The 22,206-nt window shown below is 61.5% G+C and carries 26 protein-coding genes; 14 read left to right on the forward strand and 12 right to left on the reverse strand.

What is annotated here, in order from left to right:
* Nucleotides 1-34: 34 nt before the first annotated feature.
* Nucleotides 35-1,798 (forward strand): calcium-binding protein, encoded by a 1,764-nt coding sequence (locus AC0IXR_RS17680; RefSeq protein WP_471761632.1) that lies wholly within the window; start codon nucleotides 35-37, stop codon nucleotides 1,796-1,798.
* Nucleotides 1,799-1,952: 154 nt separating this feature from the next.
* Here the strand turns inward: AC0IXR_RS17680 and AC0IXR_RS17685 are convergent, their stop codons facing one another.
* From AC0IXR_RS17685 to AC0IXR_RS17705, 5 genes are all read right to left on the reverse strand, one after another.
* Nucleotides 1,953-2,183, reverse strand: a complete 231-nt coding sequence (locus tag AC0IXR_RS17685) for a hypothetical protein (protein ID WP_056428905.1) — start codon at nucleotides 2,181-2,183, stop codon at nucleotides 1,953-1,955.
* On the reverse strand, nucleotides 2,183-2,440 hold the full coding sequence (locus AC0IXR_RS17690; protein WP_471761633.1) for a hypothetical protein: 258 nt from the start codon (nucleotides 2,438-2,440) through the stop codon (nucleotides 2,183-2,185). Before AC0IXR_RS17690 ends, AC0IXR_RS17685 begins: the two co-directional genes overlap by 1 nt.
* Nucleotides 2,440-3,084, reverse strand: coding sequence for a lysozyme (locus tag AC0IXR_RS17695; RefSeq protein WP_471761634.1), 645 nt, complete (start codon nucleotides 3,082-3,084; stop codon nucleotides 2,440-2,442). The genes AC0IXR_RS17690 and AC0IXR_RS17695 overlap by 1 nt, the downstream gene beginning before the upstream one ends.
* Nucleotides 3,085-3,185: 101 nt before the next feature.
* Nucleotides 3,186-3,953, reverse strand: coding sequence for a hypothetical protein (locus tag AC0IXR_RS17700; RefSeq protein ID WP_471761635.1), 768 nt, complete (start codon nucleotides 3,951-3,953; stop codon nucleotides 3,186-3,188).
* Nucleotides 3,954-4,027: 74 nt separating this feature from the next.
* Nucleotides 4,028-5,176, reverse strand: coding sequence for a sialate O-acetylesterase (locus AC0IXR_RS17705; protein ID WP_471761636.1), 1,149 nt, complete (start codon nucleotides 5,174-5,176; stop codon nucleotides 4,028-4,030).
* A gap of 33 nt (nucleotides 5,177-5,209) precedes the next feature.
* Here AC0IXR_RS17705 and AC0IXR_RS17710 point away from each other — a divergent pair, with 33 nt between their 5' ends.
* Nucleotides 5,210-5,815: a site-specific integrase gene (locus AC0IXR_RS17710; protein ID WP_471761637.1), complete on the forward strand. Its 606-nt coding sequence runs from the start codon at nucleotides 5,210-5,212 to the stop codon at nucleotides 5,813-5,815.
* Between the two features lie 58 nt (nucleotides 5,816-5,873).
* Here AC0IXR_RS17710 and AC0IXR_RS17715 read toward each other — a convergent pair whose 3' ends face one another.
* The 3 genes from AC0IXR_RS17715 to AC0IXR_RS17725 form a co-directional block, all read right to left on the reverse strand.
* Nucleotides 5,874-7,142 (reverse strand): calcium-binding protein, encoded by a 1,269-nt coding sequence (locus AC0IXR_RS17715; RefSeq protein WP_471761638.1) that lies wholly within the window; start codon nucleotides 7,140-7,142, stop codon nucleotides 5,874-5,876.
* 520 nt (nucleotides 7,143-7,662) lie between these two features.
* Nucleotides 7,663-7,959: a hypothetical protein gene (locus AC0IXR_RS17720; protein WP_471761639.1), complete on the reverse strand. Its 297-nt coding sequence runs from the start codon at nucleotides 7,957-7,959 to the stop codon at nucleotides 7,663-7,665.
* The gene (locus AC0IXR_RS17725) at nucleotides 7,956-8,576 is read right to left on the reverse strand and encodes a hypothetical protein (protein ID WP_471761640.1); all 621 of its coding nucleotides are present in this window, start codon (nucleotides 8,574-8,576) and stop codon (nucleotides 7,956-7,958) included. Before AC0IXR_RS17725 ends, AC0IXR_RS17720 begins: the two co-directional genes overlap by 4 nt.
* A 159-nt stretch (nucleotides 8,577-8,735) precedes the next feature.
* Between AC0IXR_RS17725 and AC0IXR_RS17730 the strand changes: the two genes are divergently transcribed.
* A complete protein-coding gene (locus AC0IXR_RS17730; RefSeq protein ID WP_471761641.1) occupies nucleotides 8,736-9,368 on the forward strand; it encodes a hypothetical protein in 633 nt (210 codons plus the stop codon).
* Nucleotides 9,358-9,726 (forward strand): KOW motif-containing protein, encoded by a 369-nt coding sequence (locus AC0IXR_RS17735; protein WP_471761642.1) that lies wholly within the window; start codon nucleotides 9,358-9,360, stop codon nucleotides 9,724-9,726. Before AC0IXR_RS17730 ends, AC0IXR_RS17735 begins: the two co-directional genes overlap by 11 nt.
* 242 nt (nucleotides 9,727-9,968) lie before the next feature.
* Here AC0IXR_RS17735 and AC0IXR_RS17740 read toward each other — a convergent pair whose 3' ends face one another.
* Together AC0IXR_RS17740 and AC0IXR_RS17745 are read right to left on the reverse strand one after the other, a co-directional pair.
* The gene (locus tag AC0IXR_RS17740; RefSeq protein ID WP_471761643.1) at nucleotides 9,969-10,115 is read right to left on the reverse strand and encodes a hypothetical protein; all 147 of its coding nucleotides are present in this window, start codon (nucleotides 10,113-10,115) and stop codon (nucleotides 9,969-9,971) included.
* Between the two features lie 229 nt (nucleotides 10,116-10,344).
* Nucleotides 10,345-11,100 carry a calcium-binding protein gene (locus tag AC0IXR_RS17745; protein ID WP_471761644.1) on the reverse strand — a complete coding sequence of 252 codons (756 nt, stop codon included), beginning with the start codon at nucleotides 11,098-11,100 and terminating at the stop codon, nucleotides 10,345-10,347.
* A gap of 521 nt (nucleotides 11,101-11,621) precedes the next feature.
* On the opposite strand from AC0IXR_RS17745, the gene AC0IXR_RS17750 reads away from it, so the two are divergent.
* On the forward strand, nucleotides 11,622-11,867 hold the full coding sequence (locus AC0IXR_RS17750) for a hypothetical protein (protein WP_311274821.1): 246 nt from the start codon (nucleotides 11,622-11,624) through the stop codon (nucleotides 11,865-11,867).
* A 111-nt stretch (nucleotides 11,868-11,978) separates the two neighbouring features.
* Here AC0IXR_RS17750 and AC0IXR_RS17755 read toward each other — a convergent pair whose 3' ends face one another.
* Together AC0IXR_RS17755 and AC0IXR_RS17760 are read right to left on the reverse strand one after the other, a co-directional pair.
* Nucleotides 11,979-12,185 (reverse strand): hypothetical protein, encoded by a 207-nt coding sequence (locus tag AC0IXR_RS17755; RefSeq protein ID WP_471761645.1) that lies wholly within the window; start codon nucleotides 12,183-12,185, stop codon nucleotides 11,979-11,981.
* 262 nt (nucleotides 12,186-12,447) lie between these two features.
* Nucleotides 12,448-12,987 (reverse strand): DUF3885 domain-containing protein, encoded by a 540-nt coding sequence (locus AC0IXR_RS17760; protein WP_471761646.1) that lies wholly within the window; start codon nucleotides 12,985-12,987, stop codon nucleotides 12,448-12,450.
* Nucleotides 12,988-13,375: 388 nt separating this feature from the next.
* Here AC0IXR_RS17760 and AC0IXR_RS17765 point away from each other — a divergent pair, with 388 nt between their 5' ends.
* From AC0IXR_RS17765 to AC0IXR_RS17805, 9 genes are all read left to right on the forward strand, one after another.
* A complete protein-coding gene (locus AC0IXR_RS17765) occupies nucleotides 13,376-14,026 on the forward strand; it encodes a hypothetical protein (protein WP_471761647.1) in 651 nt (216 codons plus the stop codon).
* Nucleotides 14,027-14,646: 620 nt separating this feature from the next.
* A complete protein-coding gene (locus AC0IXR_RS17770) occupies nucleotides 14,647-15,180 on the forward strand; it encodes an FAD-dependent oxidoreductase (RefSeq protein ID WP_471761648.1) in 534 nt (177 codons plus the stop codon).
* A gap of 3 nt (nucleotides 15,181-15,183) precedes the next feature.
* Nucleotides 15,184-17,580, forward strand: coding sequence for a hypothetical protein (locus AC0IXR_RS17775; protein ID WP_471761649.1), 2,397 nt, complete (start codon nucleotides 15,184-15,186; stop codon nucleotides 17,578-17,580).
* Nucleotides 17,581-17,631: 51 nt separating this feature from the next.
* Complete coding sequence (locus AC0IXR_RS17780) at nucleotides 17,632-18,423, forward strand: hypothetical protein (RefSeq protein ID WP_471761650.1); 792 nt, start codon at nucleotides 17,632-17,634, stop codon at nucleotides 18,421-18,423.
* A gap of 1,243 nt (nucleotides 18,424-19,666) precedes the next feature.
* Nucleotides 19,667-20,365 carry an NlpC/P60 family protein gene (locus AC0IXR_RS17785; protein WP_471761651.1) on the forward strand — a complete coding sequence of 233 codons (699 nt, stop codon included), beginning with the start codon at nucleotides 19,667-19,669 and terminating at the stop codon, nucleotides 20,363-20,365.
* Nucleotides 20,365-20,505: a hypothetical protein gene (locus tag AC0IXR_RS17790; RefSeq protein ID WP_471761652.1), complete on the forward strand. Its 141-nt coding sequence runs from the start codon at nucleotides 20,365-20,367 to the stop codon at nucleotides 20,503-20,505. The genes AC0IXR_RS17785 and AC0IXR_RS17790 overlap by 1 nt, the downstream gene beginning before the upstream one ends.
* Before the next feature lie 220 nt (nucleotides 20,506-20,725).
* Nucleotides 20,726-21,265 carry a hypothetical protein gene (locus tag AC0IXR_RS17795; RefSeq protein ID WP_471761653.1) on the forward strand — a complete coding sequence of 180 codons (540 nt, stop codon included), beginning with the start codon at nucleotides 20,726-20,728 and terminating at the stop codon, nucleotides 21,263-21,265.
* A gap of 16 nt (nucleotides 21,266-21,281) precedes the next feature.
* Complete coding sequence (locus AC0IXR_RS17800) at nucleotides 21,282-21,740, forward strand: hypothetical protein (protein ID WP_471761654.1); 459 nt, start codon at nucleotides 21,282-21,284, stop codon at nucleotides 21,738-21,740.
* Entirely contained in the window at nucleotides 21,730-22,176 is a 447-nt protein-coding gene (locus AC0IXR_RS17805; RefSeq protein WP_471761655.1) for a hypothetical protein, read from the forward strand. Before AC0IXR_RS17800 ends, AC0IXR_RS17805 begins: the two co-directional genes overlap by 11 nt.
* The last annotated feature ends 30 nt before the right edge of the window (nucleotides 22,177-22,206 follow it).

Below are 22,206 nucleotides of genomic sequence, written 5' to 3' on the forward strand. Positions count from 1 at the left end.
TGCGTAGAATTGCGCCGAAGTAGGAATTCACGCTATGAGCCTCGCCGGATTGCCAGTTTTCGACGATGGTCGTCTCGTTGAAATAATTCCTTTGAGTAATAGCGCCGATCCAGACTCGAACAAAGACGCGCCTCTGAAGGTTGGCTTCGTCAATGGGTTCCTGAGTCTTTCATTGGGGGGAGCCCCTTCGGTAAAATACACCTACCAAAGTGGTGGCAGCCAGATAAACGTTGCCAGTAATGATGGCCCGTTATTGATCTTCTATGACGATAGGATAGGTGACTCCATTCTCGAAGGCGGAAACCTTGGTGACTTCATATACGGTGACTCGGGCAACGATATATTGAGAGGTGGCGAGGGCGACGACACCTTGATGGGCAATCTCGGCATCAACATCATCCAAGGCGGATCCGGAAGCAATACTGCCAGTTATGTGGGTTATGATGGACCAAGCTCCCCGGACACTTTGAGAGTGGAGGTGTTTCTCGATGAACGCGAGGCCTACAATAAGGAGGGCTTCGTATTTTATGTTACGCTCGTCGACATTCAGAATGTCGTCGGCACTCGTTTTATTGATTTGTTGGTCGGTGACGCAGGTGATAATATTCTCGAAGGTCTCAATGGCGCCGACGTCATCCGAGGTGGACCCGGTATCGACACGTCGAGCTACGAAACGTCACCCTTCTCTGTCGACGTGAATCTGACGACCAATATCAATAACGGTGGGGACGCATGGGGGGATATTCTTGAAAGGATTGAGAACCTTCGTGGCAGTCGACAGGACGATATCCTGACGGGCGATGCGAAGGCCAACGTCCTTGAGGGCGGTGAGGAAGCCGACCGGCTATTCGGCGCGGGTGGCAGCGATACGGCTAGCTACGAGCATTCCCTCCTTGGCGTCACTGTCAATCTGAAGTTGGGCATCAACACCGGTGGCGACGCGCAGGGCGATACTCTGACCGATATTGAGAACCTTCGCGGTAGTCGATACGAAGACGCTCTGATCGGCGATAGCGGCGTTAATATCCTGACTGGCTTAGCCGGCAGCGACACTCTGCGTGGCATGGGCGGAGCGGATACCCTTAATGGCGGAGACGGCAACGATCAGTTGATCGCCACTGGCGGTGGATCGAGCGTTTATGGCGGCGGGGGCACCGACAAGCTTCTGTTGCAGGGCGCGGACACCTTCACGTTCATCGAGACGACGTTCGATGGCATCGAGGCAGTCTACGTCGCCAAGGGAGCGACGCTCGATCTGACGCTTATTACCTCGGGTGTGAACATCACTTCACAAAGCGCGATTGGCACCTCCGTGACCATCACGGGCACCCAAGGCGCCGATGGCGTCGCTGCAGGCAAGGGCAGTGACCTGATCCATGGTGGTGCGGGCAACGACACCATCAAAGGCGGAAGCGGATACGCGCTTCTGTTCGGCGATGACGGCATCGACACCATCAGGGCCGGCGCAAATGGTGCGAGGATGGACGGCGGCGTAAGCGGCGATCGCCTCTATGGCGGCGCAGCTTCGGACACGTTCGTGTTTGGAGGCGATATCGGGCAGGACAACGTCTACAATTTCCAGTCTGGAAGTGATCACCTCGACGTGTCCGCCCTCGTCGATAGCATCCTCGACGTGAATACCCGTGTGCTGAATGGCGGGAAGGATACCCTGGTCACGTTCGATGGGGTGGATACGGCGATCAAGATCGTTCTGCGGGGCGTGTCGAGCGTGCAGGCGAGCGACTTCGATTTTGGGACGCAGCCTACGGCGCTGGTTCATCACAACTGGGCGGTCTAGCCTTCAGCCGGACGCCGAACTCAGTCTCCTCAGGCCCGACCGCCGTCATGGCGCGCCGGGCTTTTTGCTGGGACGGCAAGCGCAAGCCGAAGACCGGTGCGGGTGAGTAGGCAACAGACGGCACGGGTCTATGCTGCCCACCCGACTCGGAGGGCTAGGCCATCCAGGCCGTCCAGGGCGAGAGGTGCTGCGCAGCGCGCTCGGCCGCGATCACCTTGCGCTCCTCGACATAGGCGGCGAGCTGCGCCTGTCCGACCGAGACGTCGGCGGCGACGTTCTGGCCATTGACCAGGACCGCACTGTCCGACCGCTTGTTGAGGTAGCCGAACAGGCCGTCGGCGAGGCCCGGCAGACCGAGCAGCAGTTTGGCGAGGAAGCTCCACATCAGCGCGGATCTCCGGCAGGCGGCGCCTTCGCGGCGGCGAGGGTGCGCAGGTAGGGCGCGAGCACCAGGCGGCCGACCGCCAGCCCGACCCCGACGCGCGCGGCGACCGCCGGCGGCAGGTAGGCGGCGAAGTCAACGAAGCCGAGACCGTCGAGGCTCTCGGGCAGCGCCAGGACGAGGGCGGCCAGGTAGACCCGCCAGCCCTTCAGCTTGGACAGCCAAGCGCGCACACGCGTGCGGAATCGGCGACGAGGCATCAGGCTGCCTTTCGCGAGAGAGCGGCGTGCAGCCGGGCCCAGAACCCGAGCGAAGCGGGAGCAGGCGCTGCGGTTGCGGGATTGGCCGGTTTCGTTGCGGAAACTGGCGGTTTGGTTGACACAACGGGCTGTTTCGTTGCCCCGGAGGCCATTCCACCTGACACAACGCCGAGAACCGGCGCTCCGCCGCGGACTTGGCTCGGCCGCTTCACCGAGTAGGGCGTGCGGAACTGGTCGTACTCCGCCTGCCGGCGCGGGATGATCACCGCCGGCTTGTTCCACATCAGGATGGCTTCGGCCGCGCCGGCATAGTCGGCGGCGTTGAGGCGGCGCACGACGGTCGACTTCGCGAACGACGGCGCCCCGATGTTGAAGCAGAGCGACACGAGGGCATCGAACTGGTGGTCGGCGAGCGGCACCTTCACGGCGGCCGAGACCGGACCCGCATACTGAGCGACGCCTTTCGCGAACAGCGCATCGCTCTGCGCCTTCGTGATCGTCAGTCCCGGCGTCACCTTGATCAGCCCTGAGGCAGAGGTGATGCCGACGCTGATCGTCCAGACGCCGACCGAATCCTTGTACGCGGTCAGCCGCTCGCCTTCGCGCGCCAGGAGGGCCGCGCGTCCGATGGGGGACATTTCCATGATGAGGGTGCCTCCAGGCATAAAAAAACCGCCCAGGAGGCGGCGGAAGGAACGATATCGATGGGATGCGCTGAGCGGGTTCCGCGTCTCAGCCGGTCGTCCTACGCGATGCCGTATTCGGCCTTGTACCCGGCCATGACGGTCGCGAGGTTGGCCGGCGAGAGGACGCCCGTGAGGAGATCGGCACGTGCCATCTTGCCGAGCCAGCCGCCGGCTACGTTGACCCCCGCAGGCCCGCCGAACCCGATCCTGGTCGCGCTGCTGAAGGCGTAGGGAGTGGTCGGCGTGGAGCTGTCGATTAGGGTGGCGCTGTTGAGGTAGATACCGTTGACGTTCGCCACCTGGTCATACGTGAAGGCGTAAACGCCTGCTACGTTCGCCGCAGGAACGCTCGCAGCGGGAATTGCGCTTTCCGCAGCCGAGGACGCAGTACCGAACGACATGGTGCCGTTGGAGAGGAACGACAGAGAGCAGATGGTCTTTCCGGGCTCGCCGACAAAGATCAGGCGCGAGGTGGTGGGCGCAGCCTTGAGCGACGCCGCAATGGAAGCCACCACAAACACTGTGAAGCTATCCGGCGGCTGGACCTCCATGCGGAGATCGGAGGCTTGGCCAGCCGTGGCACCGGACCCGGCCGTGAACTCGATAAGCGGGCGCCCGTTGAATGCCGCGTCGGCGGCGACCTTCGTGACGGCGGAACGGATCGATTGGACGGGCACACCATTCGCGCGGTCAACGCCGTACATCGAATAGTCGGTTGTCGGAGCGAGAAAGGCCGGGTTGACGTCATGCCGAATCAGCGAGACACCCAGATCGTTGGCAACGCCCCCGAGGAGCCGGTCCAGCGAGTTGTTGGAGACCTTAGGCAAGCCTCCACTGTTTGTTGGCGGCGCGACACCACGGACTACTTTATTAAAGCAGGACATTGCAGGGTTCCTTGAGCTTATGCCGTGACGAGAAGCTTTTGATGGCAGGCCCAGTTCGGCATTGGGTTGCCGTCGATATCAAGGTCCGTAGACTGATCGCGGAAGCAGGACCTGGCGCCAGTCGTCCGGCCGGCATCGTTGCCGGCCACGCCGTAGAGCGCGATACCGATGTGGCTTGTGGGTGCAAAGGAGCCGGGATCGCCCGAGAGGGTCACGTCGACCTCGGTGGCACTGACCTTGGCGACCGAAGTGATCGTGCGCGCAGTGCCGCCGGTCTGATTCCACGAGACGCCGTAGTTTCCCGGATCGCTGACGGTCGTCGTGTCGATGGTGAGTTCGCCGGCGGGAACGTAGAATTTCAGCCGGAAGATGGTCGCGCTGATCCGCGTCACGCTAATGACGTGCATAGGCCGGGCGTCGAGGCCCTTGCGCATGCGGTCGCGGGTACGGGCGTGATAGCAGCCCAGACGATTGTAGCTGTCAGCCACCAGGTGAATGCCGTCGCTATACGTCAGGAAGTATTTGGGGCCGACGCAGGCGTGCGTGAGGGGGTTGGCAAGGGCCACCGCAAGCTGAGCGAGCGGCACCTCCGACGTGGTGCGATTATAGGCCGTGCAACTGCTGGTCTGATCCATGATGACGACGACCGGCTGACCCGCGTCGGCCGAGACGTCATGCTGAAACTCGATCATGTTGGCGGAGTAGATCACCAACGTCTGATCGATGTCCGCCTCTCCCTGAATCCAGTGCACCGCCGGACTTAGGTAGAGGATACCGTTGATCTGCGCGATGACCTTCATTCGCCTCAAAGAGCGAATGAAGTTGTTGTATTCGGTTCCGCCTTCCGAGCCGTTCTTTTTCAGAACTGCGTATTTCTGGCCGCCGCGGGCGTGAACCGAAACAGCAGATGCCTCTGTCGATCCCAGGCGCCCGGGCTGAACCATGCCGAACGAGATGCCCGCCGCCGGGCCCTGCTGGTCGCCGTTCTCGCGCGCATCGACCAACGACATGATGTTGGCGTAGGGGATCGCCACGGCAGCGCTCACGCCGTGGGGCTTGTACCCCGAGTTGAACATGACCGCGCGCCCCGGAGCGATGATCTCTCCGTGCGTGATGGGGCTGGCCCCTATGCCGCGAATCGCGCGCGTGCTGCGCTGTCTGCTCATTTCGCTTGGCTGATCGGGACCGGCGCTGCCGACATGAACCCGGTCGTGGGCGTCCCGAAGCCTGCGCCAGAGGAGAGGCGGGCTCGAATTCTGACAGAGGACGAGATCAAGGCCGTCCTCGGCGCGTGCCGCGACGACGACTTCGGTCGGATTGTCCGGCTGCTACTGCTGACGGGCCAGCGGCGCGACGAGGTCGCTGGCATGGCCTGGGCCGAGATCGATCTGGTCGGAGCGGTCTGGAAGTTACCGGCGGAGCGGGTGAAGAACGGTCTGCCGCATGACGTGCCACTGTCCGGTGCTGCCCTGGGCCTGCTGACCGAGGCACCACGACTCGAAGGTCGTACGCTAGTGTTCGGTCAGGGGGAGGGCGGATTCCAGGGGTTCTCACGGGCGAAGGCTGCGCACGACAAGCGATCAGGCGTCACCGGCTGGCGACTCCACGATCTGCGCCGCACGGCCGCCACCGGCATGAACGAGATCGGCGTTCTGCCTCATGTGGTCGAGGCCGTGCTGAACCACATTTCCGGCCACCGCGCGGGTGTGGCCGGGATCTACAATCGCGCAATCTACGCAACAGAGAAGCGGATCGCGCTGGATATGTGGGCGGCATACCTTTCCGCAATCGAGAGGGATGCTTGACTAAGCAGATACGTCCGCCCCGGTTTCCCGAGACGGACGTCATGTCTGAAATCGCACCCTAGGCGATGAAGAAGTCGTGGTGATTTAACGCGACCTTTGTATCGACAACGGCAAAAAGAATAGCCTTAGACGCACCATTCCCATCCGCATCGTAGAACAATTCGCCCGTCCCCCGATTGTAGAGAACCCGGTCTGACGTATCCACCGCGCCCGATGCGATATCCTTGAATGCACTGGCTGCAAGATCACCCAGTGTCAGCGCCTTGAACACACCTTGCGCAAGCTCAAAGGTATCGCCAGTAGCTGCGTAGTCGCTGATGTGATCGACGTTTGCGTTGCTCAACTTGGTCGAAAACACGAACGTATCTGCCCCGGCTCCGCCAGTCAGCACGTCCTTGCCTGTACCACCATCGAGCCGGTTCGCGCCGGCATTGCCGACGAGGGTGTTGGCTTTATCATTGCCAGTGAGGCTGATGCCGACCTTTCCGGCCACCGCCTCGAGCGCCTCAACCGCTTGCCCGGTTGCTAGAGCGTAACTTACAGCACTGATGACCTTATCGGTACCCTGCGAAGCTACCTCGATGACCTGATCCTTGGCATTGTCGACATAATATACATCGTTCCCAGCACCACCGCGCATGGTATCGATGCCGCCCTTACCATCGAGAATGTTTTTACCGGCATTCCCGATTAGAACATTGGCGAGTTCATTGCCGTATCCACTGAGACCGTTAGCGCCAGTCAGCGTCAAGTTCTCGACGTTCGCTCCAAGCGTGAACGATACAGAAGATTTGACTAGATCAGTTCCCTGCTTAGCCGCTTCGATGACCTGATCCAGAACGTTATCGACAACGAACGTATCATTGCCGAGACCGCCGGTCATTTTGTCAGCACCCGTGCCGCCATCAAGGAGGTCGTCCCCGCGCCCTCCGATGAGGGTGTCATCGCCGAACTTGCCCAGGATCGTATCGGACCCACTCTGCCCATTCAGTATATTTGCCGAGTTGTTACCCACTACGCGGATTGGGTCGTCGTCAATGATTGTGAATGTCGCGGAGGTAACTGGAGCTCTGCCAATACCGGCATCATACGGCGAGAGATAGAATTTAATGGCGAACTTTTCATCCAATTCGGCAAGTTTGTCCGGATTGATTTTAAATTCTAAATATCCATCATGGGTGAAGCCGCTAATATGATCAAGCCATCCGGGCTCTCCACCAATAACATTACTTCCGAAATCAACCCAAAAGTCGCTATTCTGACCCGAAAGAGGCACAATCTCCCAATAGAACGAACGGTACACAGGATTAATCTGATCGATCTGCATTGAGACGACTTGACCGTTGGTGCCAACGGCGCTGGTACCTTCAACAATCTCTCGACCAAAGCTACTAGAGACCGTATAATTACTGCTCTTAGAAATAACTACCACGTTCCGCCCCCCAATTTTTGTTATGAACTGCCAGCCAAGTCGTTAACGGATCATATGGCGCAATTGCGGAGAACGCGCTGCCTAAAGTCGTAAAGGACACCGCACGAGCGGAGATCGGTTGTCGTGTTGTTTTTGCGCAACCATTCGGGGCGGACCGTCCCAAACCATCCCTCTCAGATGTTTAGGCATGGGCACCAAGCGTCGGATATCCGTTACCTTTGGCCGCTCACCTCGCGCGTCTTGACCCAAGCATCCAGGTCACCCCTGCGAACGCCAAGCCGGCGGGTGCTGATCTGTAGGAGGGTCGGACCCTGCCCCTCCTTGCACATACGACGGAGGGTGGTCGGGCTGAGACTTAGCTCGCGCGCGGCGACCTGGAACGGTACGATGTGACGGGCGGTCTCGGCGGACTGCATCAGCGCGCTCCATGTGAATTTGTGGCCCATGCCGGGTGATCGCCATCCGGCCCGAACAGGTCGGGCAGCGCGCCTGTCACTGTGCGGTGGATTTCGTTGAGGCGATCGTTCTCGCGGTCGCCGGCGGCATCGCGGGCGTCTTGGTCCGGTAGAACCTGATCCTTCTCGGGCACCAGATCGCCGTAGAGGTATCCCTGGAAGACAAGGTCGGCCGCGAGCAGGCCGATCTCGTCGCGCTGGCTCGCCGGCAGTCGCATCCACGCGGCGCGGACGTCGTCGAGGGTCGGCACCATCATGGAACGCCTCCATTAAGTAGCATGCCGAGTTCCGCCGCACGGGCTTCTGCGATGGCGTATTGCGGCTGGTAGTCGGCTGCGAGGTCGGCTTCCTCCTCCAGCCACCATTGAAGGTGAGCGCGCAGGGCGAGAGCCTCGATACGGGTCGTGCATGGTGTGGTGAGCACCAGGTCGAAGGCGGCTTGCATGTCGCCCTGAGCTTCGTAGGCGGCATCCAGATCGACATCCTCGTGAGGCGCTATTTGGAAGGCGTCCCATGCGGCACGGTGAGCGAAAATCACGTCAGGGACGGTCGGACGATTCGCGACCTCAACATCCTGATCAGACTTGATAATTTCGACCCGCAGCATCGAAAGTCGCAAGGTGGAATCACAGCCCTCCAGGGCTGCCCCGATACGCTCGAAGCCGTCGGTGTATTCCTCGTATCGGACGTAGTGTGCGACGAGCGCCTGTAGGCCGCCCATCGTCACTGGCACCAAGGTGTTCATGGCCCGGCGGGCGTCGAGGCACCGGTCCGCTGCCAGATTATGGGCCCGCATCGCCTCCTCGTCGTCCTCATCCAGGGTTTCGAGAATGAGGGTCAGGGCGTCGTCGGCGGCGCGGTGATCCGAGATCACCGCCAGGATTGGATCCGCTACTGCATCCATCGGAGGCACCCCGTGGATTCGCAGCGGCCGTGAAGATGACCGTTAAGACTATCGCGCGCCCAGACCAGACGGCCGGCACAGGTTGGGCAGGGCAGGATACCGGACGACGCAGGGTCGTCGGCAATCATCTTGAAGATCTGGATCGCGGCGGTAAGCCTGAGCGAGATCGCCGTCTTCGCTGCCATTGGCGGCCGGTCGTCCCATCCATGCGACGAAGTACAATTCGCCGTGGACCGGATCACAGTCGGTCGTATCGACGATCGCGAATTCGCCTGGGTGCAGATGCGGGGCAAGGCCCCCATCTTTCACCGGCTTGGCGATACATCCGTTCGGAAGAGCATCATATACGAGGAGAGCTCGGAGCTCCTGGGTAATGACGGGAGAGGCGGTCATGACACCACCTCGCCGCGCTCAATGAAAAGGCGAATTCAAATTTTGTTGGCTTCCCGCTCGTCAGACAAACGTTTGAATGTCTGCTTCATTTCGGGCGTGTGCGCACTGTCGACCGGCCAGGAAGTTCCGCCAGCGCCGTATCGACTGTGGGGCACAATACGGCCCCCAACGGCTTCGAACTCGGATACCCAGCGTTTCACGTCAAATGCTGGGATGCCGAGATCGGTACCGGTGATCTTCGCTGCGCTGAGCAGAAGCGAAATCCAAATGGTGGGCAGCCCATCCCAGTTGGGGGCGCTGATGTTACGGACGATCGCCGCAAGGCCATCTGGTGTTGATCCGGACGGTATTCATCGGTGTGAAGGATGAACCTCATCTCGCGGTCGCCAGGGACCGGCCGGGCGTCGCCGAGATCGTCTGCTATCCGGTCGAAGACCACACGATGAAAGGCAACATCGCCGGAATGGTGCTCAAACCTGCCCGCCTCGATGCCGTAGGGCTACAGCTGTTCGTGGATAGGATCGCGAAGGGCGAGATCGTCGAGCCTGTTGGGGTGAAGGTAGGTCAAAGCGTCATGGTGATCGATGGCCCATACGCATCGTTTCCGGCGACGGTGGATCACATCCTGTCCGATGACAGCAACGTCAGGGTGATCGTGTCGATGACTATGTTCGGCAAGGCAACCCCTATCGAATTGAACATTGCGCAGATCCAGCCGTTAGGGTAAGTCAAGCAACTGGATGGTCGCCGCCGTACTCTCCTCCGATGAGGATCGACGTTAGGCCGCGACGGAGACGGGTAAGACCGCTTCTCCACTTTGGAGGCTGGTTCAAAATCTCTGACCCCATTGGGGTACTACTCGAATTCGAACAAGGTTCGAGCGCAGCAACCATCATGCCGGCACGCACTGCGCCCGCAGGAACGCCGCTCTGGCAATCATCAGAGTTCGATGCGGAAGCGCCGGCTGCCTCAGATGTAATGGCGGAAAACGACCTCGCCCACGGCCTCTTCGATAGCGCTTGTTTCTGAATCATCGGCTGCATTTTGATTGTCCGCCATCGTTGGCGGCATCATCAAGGCGATAAGGGCCAGCAGCCATCGGAAGGGTAGGGCCATCGTTCGCACCTCATGCATCCGATCAGGAGTGGGTTCGCGTCTTCGATAGCCGGTAAGCGTTGCTTAAATATGTCGAGGTCTGTTCCACCCTGTCTCCCCAGTCCCAAGGCCGAGGGAGATCGGAGCGGTAAGCGGAGTGGAGCATTCGGGTAGTTCACCTAGCTCGCGAGGATGTCCATGCTGTAGACAGCATGGACATCTCATTAATCTTAGGCGAAGAAGATTTTATTTAAAGGATGAAGTCGGTCGCGTGAAGCTCTGCAATACCCTTAACCAGAACTGAGAAATCAGCTTGGCCGTTGCCGTCGACGTCGCCGCTGACGATTGTATTGGTACCCGAGATCACAGCTCGCAGCTCGCCAGCGTGCTTCGTGAAACCATTGTCGCCAATGAAGTGAAAAGCCTCATTGATAGTTGAGCTGGACATCGCGTCGATAGATTTGACGCTTATCTTATCGCCTTGGCTTTGACGAAAGTCGAGGATGGTATCGCGTCCGGTGCTCGACACGGTGCTATCGGCCAGAGTCTTGAAAATGAACGTATCGGCGCCGGTTCCGCCCTTCAAAGAATCACGCCCCAGGCCGCCCGTGATGGAGTCATTGGCACCGAAGCCATCGAGATAGTCGTTGAACTTTGACCCAACAATTGTATCGGCGCCCTTAAACAAATCCTTGTTGACGGCAGCAGGATTGTTGGAGGCAATGTACTGGTTCGCCTGCTCGGTCGTTATGCTTAAGCCGGTAAGTTTGGCCGCGATTTTGCCTCCCACATAAGTCGATGCGGCTGTAGTGGTACCTGCAGTCGGATAGCCAAAGGTGGGATCGAACTCAAAGCCCACGCCAGTTACGACGGATTGCTGGCTCTCGCCGAAAGCAATTTTATAGCTTGTTGATTTCTGAGCCGAGAAGATCGGATTCTCGTCAATAAATTCGTATAGATTAAACGTCCTGGCGTCGGCCGCGATATAAGAAATCACTGTCGCCATGTTTTTATCCTTCCTTTGAAAGCAGCGAGGCTTACAGTCTTTCGCGCCTGTTTACCTGCTGTATGTAGCGAATCACCGCCTGGTCACAGCATTCGAGGATTGCCACAAATTCCCGCACGTTCCTAGAACGCATCCGCCGTACTCTATCCAGTCGTCAGGAGTGAACACCGGAAATTCGTAGGGCGAGCGCGTTCCTGGTGCTGAAGTTTTACCGTCGCGTAGTAATAATGCCACGATCACCGCATGGTACTTAAGTATAAAAGTGAACGCTACATCTTCGTAAGGCCGCATGTTCGGCATGTTCAACCGCCGCCGCTAGGATGAGCAGCGACGCAAGTGTGAAGCCGAGGATCGCGCTAGACGCGCCCGCTTCGAGGAGTGCATGCGATCGGAGCCGAGAAGGCAGGTCTGACAGTGTCTCCCGTGCCCTAAGGGCTGGCGGCCATCGGAGGTGCAACGGTTCAGCCCAAGTCAGAGTTCTTAGCTTCGACCCTCAGCATCTGGGGTCGAGGGAGCAGAACATGATCGGACGTTTTGGGTTGAGCCTCATACTCGCGACCGCTGCGGCCAGTGCCGCGATGGCCGCACCAATGTCCGCTGAGGACAAGGCCGCTTTACAGATGCAATGCGCTGGCGACTTCACGACCTTCTGCGCCGGCATGCCCCCCGAGGATGGTCCGGAGACGCAGGCCTGCTTCCAAAAGAACATGTCGAAGCTGTCGCCGGGATGCCAGAACGCGATCCAGGCCTACAAGAAGAAGGGCTGATCTGGCCGGCAGGCGATCCTACGCTTCCTCTATCCGTCCTTCGGAAACAGGCATCGTTTGATCACCCGTTGACGTCATCCAGGAAGGGCACTGAGCTCCGGGGTTCCGCTACTAGGCACGCTTCCTACTCATGCCACCGGACATGCCCTCGCAGCAGCAGCTGCCCTTCCTGGCCTTCATCCCGCTATGGCCCATCGCCATCGAGCCTTTGCCGCACATCGGCGCCTTACCCTTGGCTCCCCCGCAGCAATCCATCGCCAGCGCTGGGGCCGAGCCCATCACGACCATGGCAGCAGCCATCAGAATCAGCTTCTTCATAAAACTCTTCTCCTCGTTGATCCCTGACTTATCAGTCCATGCAGCATTGGCGGAAGTGGCCCATCGCACCGCAGGTACCGATCACGGCAGAGATCGAGTTCGGCATCAACATCGGATGTGATGCGGGCCAAGCGCTGAACGGGCGCGAGTGATGCCCCGCCTCACCACCCTCAAGCCTCGCCTAGGAACCCTAGACACCCGCACGGCGATTCCGGTACCTGCTGTGTGGCGAAGCCAGAGAAAGACGGGCGGCAGATCAACCTCATAAACCTCCAGGATATGAGGAAAGCCAGCTGGCCCATTTTGTCTTCAGGACGGCCACGCGCGTCCAGTCAGAGGGGAAAAGGTCAAAGCCGCCATCGTATGGCGCAAAGATCTCCCCCGTGGCTCTGGCCATCCAAACCTCATGAGCTGTTTGCCCGTCGGCAATCGCCATAAGTGACGTGTCGTGTGCACCTGAACGCCATTCGGTCAAGCTGACCTCGCTACGAAATATGCCGAGATCCTCATCATCATCGTCATACACCCACTCCAAGGTAGGCTCGCCCTCCGCAGCTTTCTCTCCGAACCAATAATAAGACGCGATCATCCAACAAGATGCGCCCTCGCCAAGCACCTCGGCCGCAAGAATATATGCTCGGGCGAGTATCGTCGCGCGTTCGGCTGCATCCTCGGCATAGCGCTTGGATTCAGGAAGAGCATGAAATCGGACCCAGGGAATTGGTCTGGCCCTCAGAAGCCATCCTATTGGCTCTTGGTTTGGATGGAACCGTGACCAGTCCGCCAGGAACTGCTCGTTCATCGTTTCGGGATCAGATCGCATCGCTCCCTCCCTTCCATTAAGCCTCGCATCAAGACATCGGATGAGCGAGATGCGGAATGATTGAGCCTCACCGCTCGCCATCTATGCGGACTTCCTTCAGGCGCTAACTCGATGCGCCCTAGCGAATTGCGCGGCCATAGCCGCGAGGTAGGCGGTGAGGCCAGCGGGCAAGATCAAGGCGAAGATGCCGTAGCCAGCCGCTCCCCCAATAGCGCTGACCACTAGGACCAATCAAACCGCGCCGCTCCGAGCGGCGGGGACCCTGTGGCCTCCAACCCTATACGGGTGGTCGGGGCCCCAGTTGTTTCTAGCGCTGGGGTCCAAAAACCCGGTAACGCTGGGTAACGGGTAACGGGGTAACGGTCGCATGGCAGATCCCGCGACGCCGCTTTTCATGACGCAGGCAGAGTTCTCCCGCCGCCGCGGCGTGTCGAAGAAGACCGTCACCGACTGGAAGCAGAAAGACCTGCTCAAGTTCAACGACGCCGGTCTCGTTGACGTCGAAGCATCGGAATGGGAACTCGACCAGCGCCCGTCCGTGTACCGCGGAGGCGTTGCGCACCGACCGATCCGGGCTACCGTCAAGGACGCGCCAGACCCGCGCGAGAAGCCGGCTTCGCCCAGGCAGAAAGCCGCCCCGCCGCCCCCGGCATCACCGCCTCCGATTACCCGCCCCTCTGACGGGGACGACGAGGAGGAGGATTACGACCCCGACGACCCGGATCTGAAGACCCCGCAGGCCATTCGCCGCAAGGAGAACTTCCTCGGGCTTCAGCGCAAGCAGGACTACGAGAAGGAGCAGGGCCGGTTGGTAGATCGCGGCGCCGCCGAGAAGCTCTTCTTCGACACTGCTCGTGATATCCGCGACGCCTGGCAGTCATGGCCGGCGCGTGTCGCAGTTGAGATGGCGGATGAGCTTAAGATAGATGCGCGCAAGCTCACCATGGTTCTGACCAAATATGTCCAGAAGCATCTCGACGAACTCGGAGAGCCGGAAGCAACCTTACCTCGACCTTGAGAGCCTTCTCCGAAACTGGCGGGCAGGCACGAGGCCCGCCCCTCAGGTCAACGTGGTCGAGTGGGCGGAGGAGTTCCGCAAGCTCAGTAAGGAATCGTCGAACGGCGGCAAGTTCATCACCTCGCGCGTCGAGGTGGCGCGTGGTCCGATGCTCGCGGCGACGGAGCCCGGCGTCAGCAAGATCACGCTGATGGCGTGTACGCAGCTACCGGGCTGGGCCTCAGTGAGGCCCGGCACTTCATAGGCGTCCAGGTCGACGGCACGGCCCTGGAGACGGCAACCGGCATCGCCGGCAATTCCCCGAACTACTACATCAAGCCCAATGCCACCGCGTCGCTCGCTGGTTTCAAATCCGGCGACGCCGTCCAGGACAGCATCGCGACCCCGGCCGGCGGCTGGGTGATGGGTAACCGCATCGCGGCTGACACCTACGACCTGTTCGGCGAAGGCGAGTACGTCGCAAAGGCGTCGGTGCTCGGCACACCGGGCGTGCGCAACCTCTTCATCTGCGCGATCAACAGCGCTAACGGCCCTACGCCCGCACCGGTCGCACCGCGTCCCAGGGCGGCCCCACGGGCAAGGGTACGGAAATCCTGGACGGGACCAGCACACAGGGTGCCGTGTGGCGGTTCCTGCGCTACTACGTCCCCGGAATGTCCCCGCACATGTACGTGCGCGAGGGCCGGCGCATCGTCGGCCAGACCGACCAGCAGTACGACGACGTCACGGCGCCCGAGCGCAATGTCGACGAGCCGGTCACGGCCTACGGCTACCCGCATGCGGACGCCCATTGGGTGGATTGCTTCGCCGCGGCGGACGGCACCATCGCCTTTGAGGGCGGAAGTGGGCTTGCAGGCGGCCAAGAGATCGTCGCGCCGATCATGAAGTGGGGCTCGCTCAAGCCTCCCCGCCGGCAATGCCCCAACCTGACGGTTTCCCGCGCCACCGCTGGCACAAAGCAAGGCTGGCTCGTGAGCCGTTTGGAGATGTGTTACATGAAATTCGGTGACGTTTGTGGTCGTGCGGCAGCTATATGCGTGCGACGGACCCGTAATGAGGGTAAGAACATCTATACCGGCGACCTGTCTTACAGGACCGATCTGTATCCTGCACTTGTTGCAGCCAATGCCCCCATCACCGTGCCGGGAGCCTGAACCATGCCTGTTGGCGGTATCAACGTCTTGCCACCCGGCGGCTCCGGCAAATCGGGGTCGGCGAAACTCCCCCGCGTTCAGGGCGGAATGGGCCTGTTGGCGGGCGATAACGAGGCCCTGGTCGCCCGAAGCCTGGAGCTGAGTGGACCGCTTCGCGGGCGGAACCTGGATGGCGTGCTCGGAGATCCCGAGTTCGGCACCGTGTCGCTGGACGTCGTGCTGGCACGCGCGACAATCAACGCAGCCGGCGGCGCGCAGCAGATCCAGATCATCGAGGAGGTCGAGGAATGCGACATCCTCGAGCTACAATTCTTCAACTGCGTCGGCAGTTCGACCGCCGCCCTGCAGACGATGAAGGGCGGGTTCTACACCTCCCCGCCGCAGCCCGACGGCACGCCCTATCCCGGCACGGCGGTCGTGGCGTCGACGCAATCCTACGCGGCCTGGAGGGGCGGCTACAGCATCCTGCGCGTGGCGGTCGTCCGCCAGATGCGCCAGAATGTGGACCTGTGGTGGATACCCTCCGTCCCGTCTCCGCTGCCGTTCACGTTCCAGGTCGCGGTCAGGGCGACCTGCTACTGGTCGCAGCAATCGGCGCTGATCGAGCCCCTGTCGCTCGATACCACGGCGGCGGACATGATGGCCGTCGTGCCGGATCCGGTGCGAACCGATTACTCGCCGGGCGACGAGGTGACGTCCGAGACCATCGCCGCGATCAACAACAGCGCCGTGCGCATCGATGCCATCGCAAAGACCGTCGGCGAGACGGGGTGGATGATCGACCCGGAGTTTTCGTCCGTCTACCTCGGCAGCGACAAGTCGACTGTCCTGGAAGGCCTTCGACACGACGCCACGTCCTATCCCGCGAGCGTCGCCACGACACAGCCCGTCGTTCCGGTCGTCGAGGTCGGATGGATGATCGATCCGGATCTCCTCTTTGCCGACCTCGGCAGCGACAAGTCGACCGCACTGTCGGGTCAGCGCCACGACGCCAGCGCCTATCCGGGCAACACGCCAGCGGTTCCGATCCCGGCGTGGACCAGCCTGGGCGAGGTCTTCGTCCTCAAGAACAATCGCCGCGTCCCGCTGACCTACAAGACTTTTGCCGGCACCGTGAACATCAGTCCGTCCGCCTCGGCCAGCAAGGCGACGTACCTCGTCGATAACGGAACGACGGTCACGCCGCGCGAGGAGGACCTCCTCTGCGTTACGTCTCTGTCGCCCGGCGTAACGACGATCATCCATGACGGTCGCATCGGCCAGTCTCTCGGCTACGGCACGGGTGCCACCCCGCAGACCTTGACCCCGTTCCGGCCCGGTCGGGCCGTCATGTACAACTCGGGCGACAAGGTCACCTATCCCTTCGACGCAGGCGAGAACCTTCCTCAGGCGAACCTGCAAAAGTGGGTCGACGCCTATGAGCTGTCGAACGCCGAGGGCCCCAGCATGGGCTTGGCATGGGGCCTGACGCAGCCCGGCCGCCTTCCGGACACCACGGCAGTCCTGGTGACCAACCATTGCATGGGCGGCCAGCCGTGGTCGGTGATCAAAAAGGGCGGAAGTATTCCGACCATCTGGGATAACTTCATCACCACGATCAAGCGTTCTCGCGTCATGGCGGCCGTGAATGCCTTGATCTACCTGTTCGTCCTCAAGATGACGCACGGCGAGGCGGATCGAGCCCTGCCCGCAGGTGTGTACAAAAGCTATATCACCCAGGCGCAGACGGACATTTCGGCTGACCTCGGGTTCTTCGTGCCCGTCATCTATTCGCAGATGTCGGCCTTTACTCGCTACGGGATGAACTCGTCCGAGGCATCGCTCGATCAGCTCGCGTGGGCAATCGAAAACCCGACAAAGGGCGCGTGCGCCTGCGCAAAATATCATCTGACCACCGTCGACGGTATTCATATGGACGGACCGTCGTCTGTCACTCTCGGCTGCTACGAGGCGCGCACGGAAGATCTATTTCTGAAGGGGCTCGACGCGCTCCCGCTGTACGCCACGACCATCACCAGAGACAGCGCGACGGTCTTTCGCCTTCCGATGCACGTACCGGTCGGCAACCTCACCCTGGACACTACGGCGGTCACCGATCCCGGCAATTACGGTGTGTCCTGGACCCAGATCGGCGGCACTCCTCGCACGATCTTGTCCGTCGCCATCAGCGGCAACGACATCGTCGTCACGCTCTCAGGCGACCCCGGCGCCTTCACCACTGGCGTGGGCGGCACTCATATCGGTATCGCGCTCTACGGCGACGGCGCCAACGAAGCCTACGCCGGACCCACCACGGGCGCGCGGAGCTGCTTCCGGGATCAGGCGGCCGACCTCGATAAGCTCGGCCGCCCAATGCCGAATTGGGCCTTCCATCAGCGCCTCTACGCTCCTCTGTCGTAAGGAAATCACCAGATGCCCATCGGCCAATACAGGTACAATCCCGACCGACCGGTGCCGGCCGTCGCCGGGCTGAAGAAGGTCGATCTCAATGTGCTCGACCAGGCCCTTCTCAGTATTCAAGACGCGCAAGGGGTCCCGCTTCTCAAGCACGATGTCCGTGCGAGCGAGCTTGCCCCTGCCGGCCCATACACCCTGACCGGCAAGGATCGCATCAGCGACAAGACGCTCATCCAGAGCCGTACCGCCGGCACCGTGATCGCGTCCGATCCGCTGTTCAACAACCGGCCCACCCTCAACTTCGGCGTTGGGACGGGCGCGAACGGCGCCTTTTCGTCGGATCTTCGCCTGGAAATCCCGCCGCCGCCGTCCTTCACCGGGTACGCGGTGCTCTCAATCGCCGCCTCGTTGAAAAACAACCCGATCAACGCGCGCATCCTCTCCTTCACGAAGAGCACATCGAGCGTCGCCTACCTCGTCTTTCAGAGCACCGGCGACATTCTGTGGGGCAACAGCGTGTCCCGCGCGCAGTCGGCCTCGATCCCAGCCGCCAGCGTGCCGGGCGCCGACATCCCATTCGCGATCGCATACTCGTACCATCGCGGAACGGGCAAGGTCCGGATCTACCTCAACGGAGTGTTCGTCGTCGAGGGCACGGCAAGCGTGCCGTTCGATACGCTCGATCCTACAACCAAGGTCGGCATCGGCGGGCTGGCGGGCCAGGGGACGGCTACGGGCTTCTTCGGCCGAATGGCTCGCCCCTACACGACGTACGACGGCGTTCACACGGACGCCCAGGTCGCGACGATCGCTTCCGCGCTGAAGGCTTGGCACGGCATCGCCTGATCTAACCGGCTGACGCGCCTAGCGCTCGCCACCCGAGCCGGCCGGTCGCCGCGCAACCCCGCTCAGAACACGAAGCCTGGACCGCACCTGACGGCTATCGTCACGAGTAGTCCGGCCATCAACCCAATGGCGAATGCCGCCTCGGCCTTCGTTGGCCTCATCGTCAGCGCCCCCATGCCACTCGGAACACGCGGGTGACAGGCAAGGGACGCGCCGCGCAACCCCTGACATCGTGAGAATTGAAATGGGGGCGTCCGCCATCATGAAGGCGGCGGGCGACTGGAGCCTAAGCCGGCACGCACCTAAGTCGGGACTCGATGCCGGCGCCAGGGTCGTAGCCCACAAAAACGGGCCGGATGTCCTGCACGAACACCCGACCCGCTGTCACCTCGCTTGCTTGTTGAGGGAGCGCACGAGGCGACGTGGCGGAATAGCAGGGGCCGTGTCGCCGTCAACCGTAGCTACTACACCCCGCGAATAGGGGGTTACTGACGAGACCTTTGCGCACCTATCATCGTCCGATACAGCGTCGATAGACCGTGCCCCCAACCTCATGGCCAGCCGCAGCAACAGCGGCAGGACTCCGGAGTCGTAGAACTTTGACGTCGCGTGCTCCTTTGGCGCGTCGCAAAGCAGCAAGCATAAGAGCATCGTCATATGCTTCGATGCGGTTATGAATACCCACCCCTCGCCAAGTCGCCGAAACCATGAAGCTCATTCGAAAACCCGTCCGCTGAGAATTTGCGGTCAGATCATTAAGCATTAACAAATGCGGCGACTATCACCCAAGTGGGCTATTCCCAGGGCACGACACGGCATGGTTAAGGCTGTGGCGGACTCAACAGCAAGCAGATCGCTATAAAGCGCCCCGCAGTCCGGCCATAACGCCAGCGGTAGGATAAAAGGCGGGCCGGGGACCGACCTGGATGATAACTCCCCGACCCGCTGCCGCCTCACAAGGTGTCATGCCGGTGAAACGACGCCGCTAACTATCCCTGATGTCTTCGCGCCGTCTTTCACCTGCGTCGGGCCCCCTGCGTTTCTCGTTCTCCCGAGCCGCCCGGTCGCCGCGTTCAGATCCCAAAGCCGGGTCCGTACATCGCGGCCATTGCGGCCAGTAGTCCGGCCATCAGGCCTGTAACGAGCGCGGCCAACGCTTCCTCCGTCATCCGCTCCACCGCTCCCTGACCGGCCCGCCCCTCGCGGATTGTGTCCTTAATTTCTTGGTAACTGGAGAAATGCAATGACCGTTGCTGAAATTCAGCGCGCTCTCTTGGCGCGTGGGTATGACCTCGGCCCCGCAGGCGTCGATGGCGATGCCGGGCCGAAGACCATTGCAGCCGTGACTGCCTACCAGCGTGCGGCGGGCCTCGTCGCCGATGGCATCGCCGGCCCACTGACGCAGAAGTCCCTTAGCTCCGTTGACGTCATGGAGAAGAAGGCAGAGCCGGATGAACCCGGCTGGCTCGTCTTGGCGTCTGCCATGCTGGGCCTGAAGGAAGGGCCAGGGGCGGCAAACAACGCCCAGGTGGTGAAGCTGTTCGCCGACGCGGGCTTCCCTGGCATCAAGACCGACGCCACGGCCTGGTGTGCCGCCTACGTCAACGCGATGCTTGAGCGGGCCGGCCATCGCGGTTCGCGCAGCCTCGCAGCCCGGTCGTTCGAGAATTGGGGCGTGGGCCTCAAAGAGCCGGCCCTGGGCTGCATCGCCACGAAGAAGCGGGCGGGCTCGTCCTGGCAGGGCCATACCGGTTTCGTGGTCGGCGCCAACAAGGATCAGGTCTTCCTGCTCGGCGGCAACCAATCCGATCAGGTCTCGGTGGCGGCTTTCAAGCGCTCGGAGATCGTCTCCTTCCGTTGGCCCGCCGACATGCCGGTCCCGGCGGCATCGAAGCTCCCAACCACCATTGCAGGGGCGCGCTCCGGCGTGTCGGAAGCCTGATGAACGACGATCACCGCCCGATCTGGCCGCCTGCGCCTCGCAAGGCCAGCCGGCCCCTTCCACCGGTTCGCTATCCCGACAACCCGTCGCCGTGGGCTCGGCTCGGGCGCTGGCTGTTCGACCGCCTGACGCGACGCTGAAGGAAGGCTCCTCAATCAGGTTGGGGCCGGACGGTCAGATGGCTAAGCCTCGCCCGAAGTAGCCCAGGACCAGCAGGACAGCGATTAGTACGAGCAACACGTAGAGCTTCATGCCGAAGATCTGACGCGTCCACCAAACGCCCTCAGGGGTCATCGCAGGCCCTTCCAGAAGTCCGAGCCCCGGCGGTACCGGCGCATCTCAACCGCGAAAGATCATACCATGACCCGCAAGCTTTTGCTCGCGGCGCTGGCGTTCGCCTGCCTCGCCGTTTCGATCCTCGTTCCGGTGGCTGCCTTTGCGCAGGTCACCACCACGCCGAGCGTCACCCCGGCCGTGGTCATCCCCTACGGCGAGTATGTCGTGGCGGTGGCCCAACTGCTCAGCGACATCCTCGTCCCGCTGTTCGTCGCCGTCGTCATGGGTTTCCTCGCCAAGTTCTATCCGATGGCCCGCATGCTCATCTCAGAGGCCCTGGTCGAGCGCACCCTGCGGAAGTGGTTCGACTTCGGCGTCAACGCGACGGCCGGCGCGGTGAAGGACAACACCGTCACGGTCCCCGTCGGCGCGGAGATCGTCGCCAACTCCCTCCAGCGCGCGGTCAACCGGGCCGACGTGAACGCCGTCAGCCGATGGACGATGGATCAGGCTGGCGGGCCGGAAGAGGTCGCCAACAAGCTGTTCCGCATGCTGAAGCTGGATAGGGGCGCAACCGCGTCCGAGGTCGTCGCCCCGGCGCTCGCATCACTCCCGAAGCAGTAAGCTGGGGAGGCTTGCCATGAACTCGCACACCCCAACCTCAATGCACATGACGCGCCCTCTGGAATGGATGTTGTCCTGCATGCTCCTGGTCTGGGGTGCGAGCATGCTGCGACCCGAAGCCTACTTCGACATGCCGGTCTATCGGATCATGGGCGAGGTGATGACGGAGACCCGCTGGGGGATGCTTGCCGTCGTCGTGGCAATCCTCCGCGCCGTCGGGCTCGGCATCAACGGCTGGTGGCGGCGAACCCCCGTGATCCGTTTTGTCGGCGCTTTGACGGGTGGCCTCTGCTGGCTCGCCATCGGCTTTCTCATGTTGGTCGGCGCATACGCCTTCAACACGCGGCTACCGGCGGGCTTCGGCTGGTATCCAGTCTGCTTCTGTTTCGAGGGCTGGTGTGTCCTCGCGACAGGCTACGATATGTTCAAGAACGGTTCCCTCTCCGCCGGAGCTGCGCCACGCCATGTCACCTGAAGACGTCAAGCAGTGGGTCGACATCCTGAACGCGCTCCTGGCCGCGGGCGGCGGTGGTGGCATTCTCCTCGCGGTCATCGGCTACATGCGGGCCAAGGTGGAGAAGCCGCACATTGCCGACAGACCATCGATTGGCACGGCCGGGCTGGCTTCAATCGGCGGCATGCTGATGGGCCAGAACGACCTGAAGGACATCATTGACGGACTGCGCGGTGTGTCGGCCTCGCATGACCGATGTACCCTCATGCGCGAGACCGAGATGACCTTCCGAAAGAAGGAAGCCGAGGAGCACCGAGAGCATGAGCGTCGGCTCTTGGAGGAGCGCCGCCAGCACGAGCAGCGCTTGGCAGAGGACCGTCATCGAGAGCATCGGGAGATGGTCGAGGCGATCCAGGGGCTCGCGGGAAGGATCCGCGATATCCGATGCGCGTCATAACTCTGGCATACCAAATGCGTATGCTGCGAC

Source organism: Methylobacterium sp. AC832 (genome assembly GCF_979256025.1).